13 protein-coding genes and 1 pseudogene are annotated in these 16,246 nt (G+C 53.5%); 9 read left to right on the top strand and 5 right to left on the bottom strand.

Features of this window, described 5'->3' with window-relative positions; all coding sequences use genetic code 11:
- The first annotated feature begins 361 nt into the window (after window positions 1-361).
- Window positions 362-1,396, top strand: a complete 1,035-nt coding sequence (gene rhaT, locus ACLJRH_RS20405; RefSeq protein WP_000063541.1) for an L-rhamnose/proton symporter RhaT — start codon at window positions 362-364, stop codon at window positions 1,394-1,396.
- Here rhaT and rhaR read toward each other — a convergent pair.
- Window positions 1,393-2,241, bottom strand: a complete 849-nt coding sequence (rhaR, locus tag ACLJRH_RS20400) for an HTH-type transcriptional activator RhaR (RefSeq protein ID WP_000013292.1) — start codon at window positions 2,239-2,241, stop codon at window positions 1,393-1,395. The genes rhaT and rhaR overlap by 4 nt on opposite strands.
- Window positions 2,242-2,393: 152 nt before the next feature.
- The gene (rhaS, locus tag ACLJRH_RS20395) at window positions 2,394-3,230 is read right to left on the bottom strand and encodes an HTH-type transcriptional activator RhaS (protein WP_000217116.1); all 837 of its coding nucleotides are present in this window, start codon (window positions 3,228-3,230) and stop codon (window positions 2,394-2,396) included.
- Window positions 3,231-3,517: 287 nt separating this feature from the next.
- Here rhaS and rhaB point away from each other — a divergent pair, with 287 nt between their 5' ends.
- From rhaB to rhaM, 5 genes are all read left to right on the top strand, one after another.
- A complete protein-coding gene (gene rhaB, locus ACLJRH_RS20390; protein WP_000143973.1) occupies window positions 3,518-4,987 on the top strand; it encodes a rhamnulokinase in 1,470 nt (489 codons plus the stop codon).
- A complete protein-coding gene (locus ACLJRH_RS20385; protein WP_000211472.1) occupies window positions 4,984-6,243 on the top strand; it encodes an L-rhamnose isomerase in 1,260 nt (419 codons plus the stop codon). Before rhaB ends, ACLJRH_RS20385 begins: the two co-directional genes overlap by 4 nt.
- A 142-nt stretch (window positions 6,244-6,385) precedes the next feature.
- A complete protein-coding gene (gene rhaD / locus ACLJRH_RS20380) occupies window positions 6,386-7,213 on the top strand; it encodes a rhamnulose-1-phosphate aldolase (RefSeq protein WP_001179685.1) in 828 nt (275 codons plus the stop codon).
- Window positions 7,214-7,338: 125 nt separating this feature from the next.
- The gene (fucO, locus tag ACLJRH_RS20375; RefSeq protein WP_000009247.1) at window positions 7,339-8,487 is read left to right on the top strand and encodes a lactaldehyde reductase; all 1,149 of its coding nucleotides are present in this window, start codon (window positions 7,339-7,341) and stop codon (window positions 8,485-8,487) included.
- On the top strand, window positions 8,484-8,798 hold the full coding sequence (rhaM, locus tag ACLJRH_RS20370) for an L-rhamnose mutarotase (protein WP_000619478.1): 315 nt from the start codon (window positions 8,484-8,486) through the stop codon (window positions 8,796-8,798). Before fucO ends, rhaM begins: the two co-directional genes overlap by 4 nt.
- An 88-nt stretch (window positions 8,799-8,886) precedes the next feature.
- Here rhaM and ACLJRH_RS20365 read toward each other — a convergent pair whose 3' ends face one another.
- Window positions 8,887-9,435, bottom strand: a complete 549-nt coding sequence (locus tag ACLJRH_RS20365; RefSeq protein ID WP_001517951.1) for a helix-turn-helix domain-containing protein — start codon at window positions 9,433-9,435, stop codon at window positions 8,887-8,889.
- Window positions 9,436-9,535: 100 nt separating this feature from the next.
- Here ACLJRH_RS20365 and ACLJRH_RS20360 point away from each other — a divergent pair, with 100 nt between their 5' ends.
- Together ACLJRH_RS20360 and ACLJRH_RS20355 are read left to right on the top strand one after the other, a co-directional pair.
- Window positions 9,536-10,195: an AzlC family ABC transporter permease gene (locus tag ACLJRH_RS20360; protein ID WP_023137061.1), complete on the top strand. Its 660-nt coding sequence runs from the start codon at window positions 9,536-9,538 to the stop codon at window positions 10,193-10,195.
- The gene (locus ACLJRH_RS20355) at window positions 10,195-10,518 is read left to right on the top strand and encodes an AzlD domain-containing protein (protein WP_000527675.1); all 324 of its coding nucleotides are present in this window, start codon (window positions 10,195-10,197) and stop codon (window positions 10,516-10,518) included. Before ACLJRH_RS20360 ends, ACLJRH_RS20355 begins: the two co-directional genes overlap by 1 nt.
- Before the next feature lie 355 nt (window positions 10,519-10,873).
- Here ACLJRH_RS20355 and ACLJRH_RS20350 read toward each other — a convergent pair.
- Together ACLJRH_RS20350 and fdhD are read right to left on the bottom strand one after the other, a co-directional pair.
- A pseudogene (locus ACLJRH_RS20350) lies at window positions 10,874-11,970 on the bottom strand (DUF3829 domain-containing protein).
- A 192-nt stretch (window positions 11,971-12,162) separates the two neighbouring features.
- Window positions 12,163-12,999, bottom strand: coding sequence for a formate dehydrogenase accessory sulfurtransferase FdhD (fdhD, locus tag ACLJRH_RS20345; RefSeq protein WP_023137060.1), 837 nt, complete (start codon window positions 12,997-12,999; stop codon window positions 12,163-12,165).
- Window positions 13,000-13,193: 194 nt separating this feature from the next.
- Here fdhD and fdnG point away from each other — a divergent pair, with 194 nt between their 5' ends.
- Window positions 13,194-16,244: a formate dehydrogenase-N subunit alpha gene (gene fdnG, locus ACLJRH_RS20340; RefSeq protein WP_077248424.1), complete on the top strand. Its 3,051-nt coding sequence runs from the start codon at window positions 13,194-13,196 to the stop codon at window positions 16,242-16,244.
- The last annotated feature ends 2 nt before the right edge of the window (window positions 16,245-16,246 follow it).

The following is a 16,246-nucleotide window of genomic DNA, read 5'->3' as shown; positions in this document are numbered from 1 at the left end:
CAAATAAAACAACTAAATAATTACTGTATAACTACCTTTTTATCAAACGGTAAGTCAGACTATTCCCATTATGTGAGCTCACGCAGCGTTTTCTTTGCATTGCTGCCAGCTAAGTCGTTTCGTGTCGTTATGATGAAGGTATTTTAGAAAACCAATATTACCCACTGATTTAAATAACATCCAGACGGTCATGATGCGCTCCGACTTTTTTAAAACGTGAAGTTAATCACTTCATTAACGTGCTGATTGCCAGAATACACCCAACGGCGGCAATCGTTATAAGGTTACCAGGCGGCGTAATTTTTAAACTCATGCAAACGGAAGGGGTATCCCGTCCATAAAAAATAATGAGGAACATGTCATGAGTAACGCGATTACGATGGGTATTTTCTGGCATTTGATAGGGGCGGCCAGTGCAGCCTGCTTCTATGCTCCGTTCAAGCAAGTGAAACAGTGGTCATGGGAAACCATGTGGTCAGTGGGCGGCATCGTCTCCTGGCTTATTCTGCCGTGGACAATTAGCGCTCTGTTACTGCCTGATTTCTGGGCCTATTATGGACAGTTTAACCTCTCCACCCTTTTACCGGTTTTTCTGTTCGGCGCCATGTGGGGCATCGGCAATATTAACTACGGTCTGACTATGCGTTATCTCGGGATGTCGATGGGTATCGGCATCGCTATTGGCATTACGCTTATCGTCGGCACGCTGATGACGCCTATCATCAACGGTAACTTCGATGTGTTAATCCATACCGAAGGGGGACGCATGACGCTACTTGGCGTTTTTGTCGCGCTGATCGGCGTCGGGATTGTGACGCGCGCCGGACAGTTAAAAGAACGCAAAATGGGCATTAAAGCGGAGGAGTTCAATCTGAAGAAAGGGCTTCTGCTGGCAGTGATGTGCGGTATTTTCTCGGCGGGGATGTCTTTTGCCATGAACGCCGCGAAACCGATGCATGAAGCTGCTGCCGCGCTTGGCGTTGACCCGCTCTATGTCGCGCTGCCGAGTTACGTGGTGATTATGGGCGGCGGCGCGCTGGTTAACCTCGGTTTCTGTTTTATCCGCCTAGCAAAAGTACAAAATCTGTCGATAAAAGCCGACTTCTCGCTGGCAAGACCGTTGATTATCAGCAATATTCTGCTGTCCGCGCTTGGCGGTCTGATGTGGTATTTGCAGTTCTTTTTCTATGCCTGGGGTCACGCGCGCATTCCAGCGCAATATGACTACATGAGCTGGATGCTGCACATGAGCTTCTATGTGCTGTGCGGGGGGCTTGTCGGTCTGGTGCTAAAAGAGTGGAAAAATGCTGGCCGCCGTCCCGTTGCCGTATTAAGCCTCGGCTGCGTGGTAATTATTATCGCGGCGAATATTGTCGGTTTAGGCATGGCCAGTTAATCGCTTTGATTACTGAGATGGCGCCATTGGCTCGGCGTCATCCCGGTTTCCCGCGTGAACACCACTGAAAAATAATTACTATCTTCAAAACCGCACTGCATCGAAATCTCACTAATCATCAGCGGGCTATGCTGAAGCAGATACTGCGCGTGGCAAATACGGACCTGGCGTAAATATTGATTAATCGTCATCCCGGTTTGGGCGCGAAACTGCTGCCGCAGCACCCGTTCGCTGCATTGTTCCTGCTGGCAAAACGCATCCAGCGCAAAGGGACGCTCAAGGCTATTAGCCAAAGCGGTAATTAATTTATCCAACAGGGTTTCTCTGGAGGTTGCCGGAAGATCGTCGGTCGCGTAGCGATGCCGTTTTAACGTCATCACCAGTTGACCAAACAGCAATTCCGCCATCTCATTCGCCAGCGGATCGCGCCCATTACTCTCATGTTCAAGCTGGTTAATGACCTGCCGCGCCTGATTCATTCCCATACTGCCCAGCCGCCAGTGAGGATGCCACTGCGCTCCCTGAAAGCCGGGAATCATCGCCTGCCAGTTTACATTGAGTTTCAAACGCTCCGGGCAGTAAATGATATTTTGCAGCACCAGATCGTTAACGGAGGTATAGGAGTGTTTGTCTTCAGCACGAATGTAAAACAGATCGCCGCGGGTAATTCTGTATGGGCGCTCATTAAGAACGTGTAGGCCATTGCCCCGCCAGACCATCACCAGTTCACAAAACTCATGCGTATGTTCCGCAAAAACATCCTGTGGATAGCGATCGGCAACCGTAACGGCCTGCTGCTCATCAGTAAAAAAATCTTTTTTCAAAAGGATTAACTGATTTGCCACCGCAGCACCTCATGTTGAATGCTTGCCGGATGGCGCTACGCTTATTCTGTCTACCGCTCGCCGCCGTAGGCCAGGTAAGGCGCAGCCGCCATCCGGTATTAAAGGGTATAATTATCAGCATATTGGCGACGAAAACGTTGATAGCGTTCGCGTTACTGGATTATCGCATCGCGTCCCTGACGGATATCCCGCGGCGACCAGTTAAATTCTCGGCGAAACAGAGTCGAAAAGTGGTTACTGTCGCCAAAACCGCAGCGGTACGCGATTTCTGTCACGCTATGATCGCTATGGCGTAATAAATGCCGGGCTTTGATCAAACGCAGGCGATTAAGGTAACGTTGCGGCGTCAGCCCGGTATGCTGTTTAAGCTGACGATGCAGCGTGCGTAGCGACAGCGAAAACTGTTCAGCTACCGCCTCCCAGCAGACCTCCTCCGCAAAATGTTCTTCCAGCCATGCCATCAGTTGGTTGAGTTTGGCGTCGTTATTGGTTGCGCCTTCCATCAGGCTACTGCGGCGCAACAACACCAGTAGTTGCATAAACAAAATTTCGCGATTCGCCACGGCAGGCGCATCCATGCTGTCTCCGGCGCGCTCCATCAGACCGACCAACTGGCGCACCTGCTGCAACACACTCTGATTCACCCGCCAGTGCGAAGGATAGTAACCATCCTGCTCCTGCGGCAGCAATTGATCCAGCCCCGCCAGGAATTGGAAAGCGTCCGGCGAACGCCACAGTACATTCGTCAGGCATAGGTTGTCGGTATGTTCATATAAATGCCGGTCGTGATCGCGAACAAAACACACGGTACCGCCGCTGATGGTATACGGCTGCCCGTTGAATACATGAATGCCCGTACCGTGTTCCACAATCACGATTTCATGAAAATCATGATGATGTTCAGGGAAAGCGGCTTGCGGCAGACGGGGTTCAATCGCCACGGGCGCTTTACCTGATGGAAAAAAATCCACGCTATGCAGTACGGTCATGGTTGCTTCCTCCTGAATTCAACATGTCCGAATAGTAATTAAGGGCTATCGGCCTCACCTTAAATTTTTGACGCTAAAGCGCGCAAACATGGTCTTTTTTTCAAGAAAAGGCGGGAAAAAGCGGGAAATGCGGACGACATCACACCGGCCTATTAGTAGAAACTGTGAACGCTATCACGTTCATCTTTGCCTTGTTGCCAGCGGCTCATTTTCCTGTCAGTAACGAGAAGGTAGGTCTTTGAGGGCTTTTTTAGACTGTGCGCAATGACTCTAAGAAGGACCTGATTATGACTTTTCGCCATTGTGTCGCGGTTGATCTCGGCGCATCCAGCGGGCGCGTGATGCTGGCGCGTTACGACAGCAAACACCGTACCCTGACGCTACGTGAAATTCACCGTTTTGTGAACTGCCTACAAAAAACAGACGGGTTTGACACCTGGGACATCGACAGTCTGGAAAAGGATATCCGTCTTGGTCTGAAGAAAGTCTGCAATGAAGGCATTCTTATCGACAGCATCGGCATCGACACCTGGGGCGTCGATTATGTCCTGCTGGATAAACAAGGTCAGCGTGTCGGCCTGCCGGTATCCTACCGCGATAACCGTACCACGGGCATCATGTCGCAAGCGCTGGTCCAGATCGGCAAAAGCGAAATCTATCGCCGCAGCGGGATTCAGTTTCTGCCGTTTAACACCATCTATCAGTTACGCGCGCTGACGAAGCAACAGCCTGAGTTAACGGCGCAGGTCGCTCATGCGCTGCTGATGCCCGATTATTTCAGCTACCGCCTGACCGGTGAAATGAACTGGGAATACACCAACGCCACGACCACCCAATTGGTCAATATCAATACCGATGACTGGGACGATACCCTGCTGGCGTGGACTGGCGCGAAAAAGGGCTGGTTCGGCCGCCCCTCGCACCCTGGCAATGTTATCGGCGACTGGATTTGCCCGCAGGGCAACCGTATTCCGGTGGTAGCCGTCGCCAGCCACGATACCGCCAGCGCCGTTATTGCCTCTCCGCTGGCAAATAAACATAGCGCTTACCTGTCTTCAGGCACCTGGTCGTTGATGGGTTTTGAAAGCAAAATGCCCTACACCACTGACGAGGCGCTGGCTGCCAATATCACCAACGAAGGCGGCGCGGAAGGGCGTTATCGGGTACTGAAAAACATTATGGGTTTGTGGCTGCTCCAGCGTGTGCTGAAAGAACGGCGCATTACCGATCTGCCTGCGCTTATCGCCCAAACAGAAGCGCTGCCGGCCTGCCGTTTCCTGATTAACCCGAATGACGATCGCTTTATCAATCCTGACGATATGCGCGCTGAAATCCAGGCAGCCTGTCGCGAGACCGACCAGCCCGTTCCCGTCAGCGATGCCGAACTGGCGCGCTGCATTTTCGACAGTCTGGCGCTGTTGTATGCCGACATTCTGCACGAACTGGCAAATCTGCGCGGCGAAAAATTTACCCAACTGCATATTGTCGGCGGCGGATGCCAAAACGCGCTACTTAACCAGTTGTGCGCCGATGCATGTGGTATTCGCGTGATGGCCGGGCCGGTTGAAGCCTCCACCCTTGGCAATATTGGTATTCAGCTTATGACCCTCGACGAATTAAACAACGTCGATGACTTCCGTCAGGTCGTCAGCGCTAACTACGACCTGACAACCTATATCCCTAATCCTGATAGTGAAATTGCCCGCCACGTTGCGCAGTTTCAACCCAAACGACAGACAAAGGAGCTTTGCGCATGACCACTCAACTGGAACAAGCCTGGGAACTGGCAAAACAACGTTTCGCCGCAGTAGGTATTGATGTCGAGGAGGCGCTGCGCCAGCTCGATCGCCTGCCGGTTTCCATGCACTGCTGGCAGGGCGACGATGTTGCCGGATTCGAGAACCCGGAAGGTTCGTTGACGGGCGGAATTCAGTCAACCGGCAACTATCCGGGCAAAGCGCGTAACGCCACCGAACTGCGCGCCGATCTGGAGCAGGCGCTGCGTCTGATCCCTGGCCCAAAACGGCTGAACCTGCACGCCATTTATCTTGAGTCGGATACGCCGGTTGCTCGCGACCAGATCAAACCGGAGCATTTTAAAAACTGGGTGGAGTGGGCGAAAGCGAACCGGCTGGGGCTGGATTTCAACCCCACCTGTTTTTCTCATCCACTGAGCGCTGACGGTTTTACCCTCTCTCATCCCGACGCGAAAATTCGCCAGTTCTGGATCGATCACTGCAAGGCCAGCCGCCGCGTCTCGGCATACTTTGGTGAGCAGCTCGGTACGCCGTCGGTGATGAACATCTGGATCCCGGACGGCATGAAAGACATTACCGTCGACCGTTTAGCTCCGCGCCAGCGCCTGCTGGAAGCGCTGGATGAGGTCATTAGCGAGAAATTCGACCCGGCGCACCACATCGACGCCGTCGAAAGCAAACTGTTTGGCATCGGCGCGGAAAGCTACACCGTCGGCTCCAATGAGTTCTACATGGGCTACGCCACCAGCCGTCAGACCGCGCTGTGCCTGGATGCGGGCCACTTCCATCCCACTGAAGTGATTTCCGACAAAATTTCCGCCGCCATGCTCTACGTGCCACGGCTGCTGCTGCACGTCAGCCGCCCGGTACGCTGGGATAGCGACCACGTGGTACTCCTGGACGATGAAACTCAGGCGATTGCCAGCGAGATCGTCCGTCATAACCTGTTCGACCGTGTGCATATCGGTCTGGATTTCTTCGACGCCTCTATCAACCGTGTAGCCGCGTGGGTTATCGGTACCCGCAACATGAAAAAAGCGCTGCTGCGCGCTCTGCTGGAACCCACAGATCAACTGCGTCAGCTTGAGGCCAGCGGCGATTACACCGCGCGTCTGGCGCTGCTGGAAGAGCAGAAATCTCTGCCGTGGCAGGCCGTCTGGGAAATGTATTGCCAGCGTCACGACACGCCGACTGGCAGCCAGTGGCTGGACAGCGTTCGCACCTACGAAAAAGAGATCCTGAGCAAACGTAGCTGACAGCGACACCTGATCTGTAGGCCGGATAAGACGCCCGCGTCGCCATCCGGCAATAAATGAAACACGATTGCCGGATGGCGCTGCGCTTATCCGGCCTACGTAAGACCCGAATAACCTTCGGGCAATAAATGGGAACACGAACATGCAAAATATTACCGATTCCTGGTTTGTCCAGGGCATGATTAAAGCCACGTCTGATGCGTGGCTGAAAGGGTGGGACGAACGTAATGGCGGTAACCTGACGCTACGTCTGGATGAAGCCGACATCGCGCCTTTTGCGGCTAATTTCCACGAAAAACCGCGCTATATCGCGCTAAGTCAACCCATGCCGCTGCTGGCGAATACGCCGTTTATCGTTACCGGTTCCGGCAAATTCTTCCGCAACGTTCAGCTCGATCCGGCAGCCAATTTAGGCGTGGTCAAAATCGACAGCGACGGCGCAGGCTACCACATTCTGTGGGGCTTAACCCACGACGCGGTCCCCACCTCTGAACTCCCGGCGCATTTCCTCTCCCACTGCGAACGCATCAAAGCCACCCACGGCAAAGACCGCGTCATTATGCATTGCCATGCGACTAACCTGATCGCCCTCACCTACGTACTGGAAAACAACACTGCGCTGATCACCCGCAAACTGTGGGAAGGCAGCACCGAATGCCTGGTGGTATTCCCGGACGGTGTCGGCATTCTGCCGTGGATGGTGCCAGGCACCGATGAAATCGGCCAGGCCACCGCGCAAGAGATGCAGAAACATTCGCTGGTGCTGTGGCCGTTCCACGGCGTGTTCGGAAGCGGACCTACGCTGGATGAAACCTTCGGTTTGATAGATACCGCAGAGAAATCCGCTGAGGTATTAGTCAAAATCTATTCGATGGGCGGTATGAAGCAGACCATCACGCGCGAAGAACTGGTCGCCCTCGGCAAACGTTTTGGCGTGACACCGCTGGCCAGCGCCGTAGCGCTGTACTGATACCTCCCAACTCAACGCCGGATGCAGCTTGCCTTATCCGGCCTACAGGTCGGTGCGCATTTTACCGTAGGCCCGATAAGCGTAGCGCCATCGGGCAACAGGGAATCTTTTTAAGGAGAATAGTGATGAGCTTTATGTTGGCACTGCCAAAAATTAGCCTGCATGGCGCTGGAGCGATTGCCGATATGGTGAACCTCGTGGCGAATAAGCAATGGGGCAAAGCGCTGATCGTTACCGATGGTCAACTGGTAAAGCTGGGCCTGCTGGATAGCCTGTTTAGCGCACTGGATGAACATCAAATGTCTTACCACCTGTTTGATGAGGTGTTCCCAAACCCGACAGAAGAGCTGGTGCAGAAAGGTTTTGCGGCGTATCAGAGCGCAGAATGTGACTACATTATCGCCTTCGGCGGCGGCAGCCCGATCGATACCGCTAAAGCGGTGAAAATTCTGACCGCCAACCCAGGTCCATCTACCGCCTACTCCGGCGTCGGCAAAGTGAAAAACGCCGGCGTACCGCTGGTAGCGATTAATACTACGGCAGGTACCGCGGCAGAGATGACCAGCAACGCGGTGATTATCGACTCTGCCCGTAAGGTCAAAGAGGTGATCATCGACCCGAATATCATCCCGGATATTGCCGTGGATGACGCCAGCGTCATGCTGGAAATCCCGGCGTCTGTGACCGCCGCAACCGGCATGGATGCCCTGACCCATGCGGTGGAAGCCTATGTCTCCGTTGGCGCGCATCCGCTCACCGACGCTAACGCGCTGGAAGCGATTCGCTTAATCAATTTGTGGCTACCGAAAGCGGTTGACGATGGCCATAACCTCGAAGCCCGTGAGCAAATGGCATTCGGCCAGTACCTGGCAGGTATGGCGTTCAACAGCGCCGGTTTGGGGCTGGTTCACGCGCTGGCGCACCAGCCGGGCGCAACCCACAATCTGCCGCACGGCGTCTGCAACGCTATCCTGCTGCCAATTGTCGAGAACTTTAACCGTCCGAACGCCGTCGCGCGTTTTGCCCGCATCGCACAGGCGATGGGCGTGGAGACGCGCGGTATGTCTGACGAAGCCGCAAGTCAGGAAGCGATTAACGCTATCCGTACGCTGAGCAAACGCGTCGGCATTCCAGACGGTTTCAGCACGTTGGGCGTCACAAAAGAAGATATCGAAGGCTGGCTGGATAAAGCCCTCGCCGACCCGTGCGCGCCGTGTAACCCGCGCACCGCCAGCCGCGATGAAGTTCGCGAGCTGTACCTGGAGGCGTTATGATCCGCAAAGCCTTTGTGATGCAGGTAAATGCCGACGCGCACGAGGAGTATCAGCGTCGTCATAACCCAATCTGGCCGGAGCTGGAAGCCGTATTAAAATCTCACGGCGCGCATCACTACGCGATTTATCTCGATCAGGAGCGCAATCTGCTGTTCGCCACCGTTGAGATTGAATCCGAGGAACGCTGGAACGCCGTTGCCAGCACCGACGTTTGCCAGCGTTGGTGGAAACATATGCGTGACGTTATGCCCGCGAATCCGGATAACAGCCCGGTCAGCGCAGAGCTAAAAGAGGTGTTCTATCTGCAGTAAGTCGTGTGCCCGGTGGCGCAAGCTTACCGGGCCTACGGTTTTATTTTTTGTCGGCCGGATAAGGCGGTTACGCCGCCATCCGGCAATTTCAATTCTGCTCCGCTACCAGGATAGCCTGAGTATCCGGTTCCAGCGCTTTAAAGATATGCGCCTGGTCGCCGGGATAACAAATGTAATCGCCCTCCGCCAGCTCTTCCGGCGCCTCGGTTAAGCCGACGAGGGCTTTTCCCTGCGTAACAATAATATGTTCCACCGACCCCGGCGGATGCGGGTGAGAGATCCGGTCGGCCCCCGGCTGCGTCAACAGCAGATAGATATCACGCCGCGCGCCGGGCGGACACGCCGCCAGTAATATCGCCTGATAATGCGCCTGCTCCGCCACGACTTTGGTGCCTTCTCCGCGGCGAATCACTTGCGTTTTTTGTACCTGCGGCTCCAGCAGCCTGGCAAAGGGAATGTCGAGCGCGACGCATAGCGACCATAACGTCTCCAGGCTGGGGTTGCCGTTCCCTGCTTCCAGTTGTGAAAGCGTAGATTTAGCGATGCCTGCGCGCCGCGCAATCTCCGCCAGCGACAGTCCGGTTCGCTGGCGTTCGCGCACCAGGCTTCTGGCAATGACGCTAATAGGTTGTGTCATAAAGCATCCAACGTTCACTATAACGAACGAAATGTTCGTCTTGTAAAGCAAATCTGTTCCGTTCATTATAATGAAAATTCGTTCGATATGACTAAAGAAGATGAAACACTATTTTTCCTGTCTCAAGGGAGACACGATAAAAGCGATATTTTTAGTGTGCCTGGCCGTGGGCGTCGTCGGCATGTCCTATGGCTCACTGGCGATGGCCTACGGCTTCCCACTGTGGGTGCCGTTTGTCCTCTCTATTTTTGTACTGGCGGGCGCGTCCGAATTTATGTTTATCGGCATTGTTGCCAGCGGCGGCAATCCGTTAGCGGCGGCGGCGGCAGGACTGCTGGTGAATGCGCGCCACGTGCCGTTTGGCGTAACGGTGCGCGATTTGGTTGGCTCCCGCGCCGCCAGCTTTTTCGGCTGCCATATCATGAATGATGAGAGCGTGGTGTTCGGCCTGTCGCAAAAAACACCCGAACAACGTAAAGCCGCCTACTGGCTATGCGGTCTGGGCGTCGCCCTATTCTGGCCGATTGGCACACTGATTGGCGCAGGTGTCGGCAAACTGCTCCCAGCCCCAGAAACCATCGGTCTGGATGCCGTATTCCCGGCAATCTTACTGGCGCTGGTGATCCCGGAGTTTAAAAACCGCACCACATTGATTCGTGGTTGCAGCGGCGCCGCGCTGTCGCTTGCCGCCGTTCCCTTTGTGGCGGCCGGATTGCCGGTGTTGCTTTCGCTGCTTGGCCTACTGGCGAGGAAAAAATAATGGGCAATATGACGCTATTTATTATCGGTATTGCTCTTCTGTCTGCGGGAACCTATTTGATGCGCCTCGGCGGCGCGAAACTTGGCAGCCGTCTGGCGCTGTCTGAGCGTTCACAGGCGCTGCTCTCGGATGCGGCAACGGTGCTGCTATTCTCCGTCGCGCTGGCAACCACCTTTTACGAAGGCGAACATTTTGCCGGAATGGCGCGCGTTCTTGGGGTTGGCTTCGCCGTATTTTTAGCCTGGCGTAAAATGCCGCTTATTGTGGTGATTATCGCCGCCGCGCTGGTGACAGCACTGCTGCGGCTGGCGGGTATTAATTAACGTCTTACAGAACAGTTGGGCGTGACACCCTATAAGTGATGAAGGCTGGGCCGCCCTATGCTGAAGAGGCCCAGAATTTTCGCATCAGGCGGGATAAATGCTTTCCATATAAATGCCGATCCTCAATTACACTACCAGTGTCTTCCAACGTGACGTCAACATCTTGTGATAGCTTCAGATTACTGGTTTTTCTAATAACTCTCTTTAGTTAATGTTTACGTCGGCTATTTTTACGGATATTGCCTGACGAAGAATACATGGACGAAAAAAGCGCCTGATCGGCGCTTTTTATTGGCGTTATAGCGTAATTTTATAGGCACTTGCGCCAGCCTGCACGCAGTTAATGTGCCGTCACTCAACGCAGGCGGTTATAATCATCCACCATCTCGTTATAACTTCTCAACGACGCCGGATAAGAATCCGCAACCATCCATCCTGTTGCAGGGTCCTGCACCCGTTTCTTTTCAAAATCAGAATACTCAACATTGTCTCTGATGCGACGAATATATTTTTTAGCTTGTAGCTGATAATCAGCCGCAGAGCTGATGAATGAAGAATTACGGCCATCAGTATTCACTTCTTTCAATTGCGCAATCATTGTTTCCAGTTCCGCGACTTTTTTCATCATCGCTTCGGCATCAAAGGTATCGGCAGAAATAACCTTGTTGATCTGCTTTGCCGAGATCATGACAGCCAGAGAATAATAGTTAAATGTTTTACCTTCCGCTTCTTCTATTCTCTTCAACTGTGTCAATTGCCGCCTGTCATTTATCTCCTGAATAGCCTCATGATATTTTTCCGAGACGGGTTTAAAATCCTCGATATTCTTCAGTAATGTCTGATGCAGCGCCTTACCTTTAGCAAAGGCATCATCTTTATAGTTTTCCTGGGTATAATATTTTTCCATTTCGTTAATGGTATTACCCAGCGCGGCGGCGCTATCAATATAGCTAACGGCAACGCCATCAATAGGCTCAAGTAATGGCGTTAAGGCGGCCACCTGTTTCATCTCTTTCTGGCAATTCGTTATGTAAGACTCCGTAATACCATAGATGCCATAAACCAGGCTCTCTTTCCCTGTCGGACCTTTTTTAAAGTCTTTCACCCAATCCGCGTAACGCGCCAGACTGTGCTGAACGGGCAATTGAAGTTTATTAAAACAATCGATATAGACATCCATTTTTTCACTATAAACTTCTTCAGCGTCAACCTCCGGCTGAGCTGGCGTTTCTGGCTTCGCCGCCGGGGTCTGAGTTGCCGTTTCTGGCTTCGCTGCTGGGGGCTGCGCTGGACTTTCGCCAGATTGCGCGGCGCCTGAGAAGGCGCTGGCGTCGCAGGCTGACCGCTGGCGGCCGGAGTCGCCTCGGTTTTAACATTATTGTCATCACATCCTGTTGCGCCCAGGGTCATTAGCGCAATGATTATCGCTGAGGATAATAAATTCCTTTTCATTTAATTGCCTTTTGTATATTTACATTGGGGTTCTCTTATTTTAACGAAAATATGGCCTCGCCACTATACGTCATTCCGTTATTAAGAGAGGCTGTAAAATCCAGAAAATATATATTTCATACACCATCATTCTACATAAAATATATATTAAATTAATAATATATATTTTACGCAAATGTAGAGGGTACTATTTTAGTCTGCGATTAACCGCTGCGGATGGGTATAAATCGTCGCCCGACCCGGCTTACAGAACCCCACCAGCGTAAGATTACACCGTTCAGCGACGTCAACCGCGAGCGTGGTGGCAGCAGAAACCGCAAACAAAATTTCCACACCGCACATCGCCGACTTCTGCACCATTTCGTAACTCGCGCGACTGGAAACCAGCGCCGCGCCTTGCCGCCATTCCTCACCCTCTGTGGCGCGGCGACCGAGCAATTTATCCAGCGCAACGTGGCGTCCGACATCTTCATGGCCCCCCGCCAGTTCACCCGACGGCATGACCCACGCCGCAGCGTGCGTACAACCCGTCAGCTTACCCGTCGGTTGAAAATCATTCAGATGTTTTAACGCGCGATCAAGGTTACCGAGATTAAACGTTTGGCTAAACGGCAGCGGTTGCACCGGCTTACCGATGTCATTGAGCTGTTCCACGCCACATACGCCGCAACCGGTGCGTCCGGCCAGCGCGCGACGACGCGCTTTCAGCCCCATAAATCGACGGCTGGAAAGATCAATCCGCACTTCAAGTCCGTTACAGGACGGTACAACGTCCATGCCATAGATTTCACGCGGGCTGTCAATGATCCCTTCCGATAGAGAAAACCCCATTGCAAAATGCGTCAGATCTTTCGGAGAAGCCATCATAACGACATGCGAAATACCGTTATACACCAGTGCCACTGGCACTTCCTCGGCAACATCATCAAGTTGGGGGGACTGCAAATCCTCGCGTTTCCAGAGAGTCAACTGGCGTGAGGTTGTGAAATCAGTCACATTTAGGACTTCTTCAGACAGTATATTGTTCACTTTCTTTTAACCATATAAGAACACACACACCAACATTATGGTATTCTGTTACAACTCCTCCCGGATGGAGGAAAATTTATCCAATTCTGAACCTTTGCGGGCCCGTCCGCAAAGAAAAATAACAACCACTCCCTGAGCGTTTCGGATAGAGAAATGTGAAAGAGAAGTGACAATGTCGAAACAAGGAGCAAACCATGCAGGTCAGCAGAAGGCAGTTCTTTAAGATCTGCGCTGGCGGTATGGCAGGCACCACGGCGGCGGCACTGGGCTTCGCGCCCGGCGTAGCGCTAGCGGAAACACGGCAATATAAACTGCTGCGCACCCGCGAAACCCGTAACACCTGCACCTACTGTTCCGTTGGCTGCGGGCTGTTAATGTACAGCCTCGGCGACGGTGCGAAAAACGCCAAAGCATCTATTTTCCATATCGAAGGGGACCCGGATCATCCGGTAAGCCGTGGCGCGCTGTGCCCGAAAGGGGCCGGTCTGGTGGACTTTATCCACTCTGAAAGCCGCCTGAAATTCCCGCAATACCGCGCGCCGGGTTCAGATAAGTGGCAACAGATCAGTTGGGAAGAAGCCTTTGACCGCATCGCTAAACTGATGAAGGAAGATCGCGACGCCAACTATCAGGCGCAGAACGCCGAAGGCGTTACCGTTAACCGCTGGCTCACCACCGGGATGCTGTGCGCTTCCGCATCCAGTAACGAGACGGGTTATTTAACGCAAAAATTCTCCCGCGCGCTGGGTATGCTCGCGGTCGACAACCAGGCGCGTGTCTGACACGGACCAACGGTAGCAAGTCTTGCTCCAACATTTGGTCGCGGTGCGATGACCAACCACTGGGTCGACATCAAGAACGCCAACCTCGTCGTGGTGATGGGCGGTAACGCCGCAGAAGCTCACCCGGTCGGGTTCCGCTGGGCGATGGAAGCCAAAATTCACAACGGCGCGAAGCTGATTGTGATCGATCCGCGCTTTACGCGTACCGCGTCGGTGGCCGATTTCTATGCGCCAATACGCTCTGGTACTGACATTGCCTTCTTGTCAGGCGTGATGCTGTATCTGCTGACCAACGAAAAATACAACCGTGAATACACCGAGGCCTATACCAATGCCAGCCTGATCGTGCGTGAAGATTTTGGCTTCGATGATGGTCTGTTCACCGGCTACGACGCAGATAAGCGGCAGTACGATAAAACCAGTTGGCACTATGAGCTGGACGAAAACGGTTTTGCCAAACGCGATACGACACTGCAACACCCGCGCTGTGTCTGGAATCTGTTGAAACAGCATGTCTCACGCTATACGCCGGACGTGGTAGAAAATATCTGCGGTACGCCGAAAGCGGACTTCCTGAAAGTGTGCGAGTACATTGCAGAAACCAGCGCAAAAGATAAAACCGCGTCGTTCCTGTACGCGCTGGGCTGGACGCAGCATTCCATCGGCGCGCAGAACATCCGTACTATGGCGATGATCCAGCTTCTGCTCGGTAACATGGGGATGGCGGGCGGCGGCGTTAACGCCCTGCGCGGTCACTCCAATATTCAGGGACTGACCGACTTAGGACTGCTGTCGCAAAGTCTGCCGGGCTACCTGACGCTGCCGAGCGAAAAACAGACCGACCTGCAAACCTATCTGGCTGCCAATACGCCGAAGCCATTGTTGAAGGATCAGGTCAACTACTGGGGCAACTATCCGAAATTCTTCGTCTCAATGATGAAGGCCTTCTTTGGTGATAAAGCGACAGCGGAAAATAGCTGGGGCTTCGACTGGCTACCGAAGTGGGACAAAGGCTACGACGTGTTGCAGTATTTCGAGATGATGAAACAGGGCAAGGTCAACGGCTATATCTGCCAGGGCTTTAACCCGGTGGCCTCATTCCCGAACAAAAACAAAGTGGTCGCGTCGCTTTCCAAACTGAAGTACCTGGTGACTATCGATCCGCTCAACACCGAAACGTCCACCTTCTGGCAAAACCACGGTGAGTCGAACGACGTTGATCCCGCGAAAATCCAGACCGAAGTGTTCCGTCTGCCTTCCACCTGTTTTGCCGAGGAAAATGGTTCCATCGTTAACTCAGGTCGCTGGTTACAGTGGCACTGGAAGGGCGCGGACGCCCCGGGAATTGCCATGACCGACGGCGAAATCCTCGCCGGTATCTTCTTACGCCTGCGTAAGATGTACTCTGAACAGGGCGGCGCCAACCCGGAACAGGTGTTGAATATGACCTGGAACTACACCAAACCATACGAACCCGCCTCTGAAGAAGTGGCGATGGAAAGTAACGGTAAAGCGCTGGCCGATCTTATCGACCCGGCAACCGGTGCGGTGGTGGTGAAGAAAGGTCAACAGCTCAGTTCGTTCGCGCAACTGCGTGATGACGGTACGACGTCCAGCGGCTGCTGGATTTTCGCCGGTAGCTGGACGCCGGAAGGCAACATGATGGCGCGTCGTGATAACGCCGACCCGTCTGGTCTCGGCAACACGCTGGGCTGGGCATGGGCATGGCCGCTTAACCGCCGTATTCTGTATAACCGCGCTTCCGCCGATCCGCAGGGTAACCCCTGGGACCCGAAACGTCAGCTACTGAAATGGGAAGGCGGAAAATGGGCCGGATGGGATATTCCGGACTACAGCGCCGCCGCGCCAGGCAGCGACGTCGGACCGTTTATCATGCAGCCGGAAGGGATGGGTCGCCTGTTTGCCATCGATAAGATGGCGGAAGGGCCGTTCCCGGAACACTACGAACCGTTTGAAACGCCGCTGGGCACTAACCCGCTGCACCCGAACGTTATCTCTAACCCTGCCGCCCGTATCTTTAAAGACGATGCCGACGCGCTGGGTAAAGCGGATAAGTTCCCGTATGTCGGAACCACTTACCGTCTGACCGAGCACTTTCACTACTGGACCAAGCACGCGTTGCTTAACGCTATCGCCCAGCCGGAACAGTTTGTGGAAATTGGCGAGAAGCTGGCGAATAAGCTCGGCATCGCGCATGGCGATACCGTGAAGGTCTCCTCAAACCGCGGCTATATCAAAGCCAAAGCGGTGGTGACCAAGCGTATTCGCACGCTGAAAGCGGACGGCAAGGATATCGATACCATCGGTATTCCTATTCACTGGGGCTACGAAGGCGTGGCGAAAAAAGGCTTTATCGCCAATACGTTAACGCCTTTCGTCGGTGATGCGAACACGCAAACGCCGGAGTTTAAATCCTTCCTTGTGAACGTGGAAAAGGTGTAACG

Source organism: Salmonella sp. SAL04162 (assembly GCF_046551535.1).
Lineage (GTDB): Bacteria > Pseudomonadota > Gammaproteobacteria > Enterobacterales > Enterobacteriaceae > Salmonella > Salmonella enterica.
The sequence above is the reverse complement of the archived record's forward strand: the minus strand, read 5'-3'. Positions and strand labels throughout refer to the sequence as shown.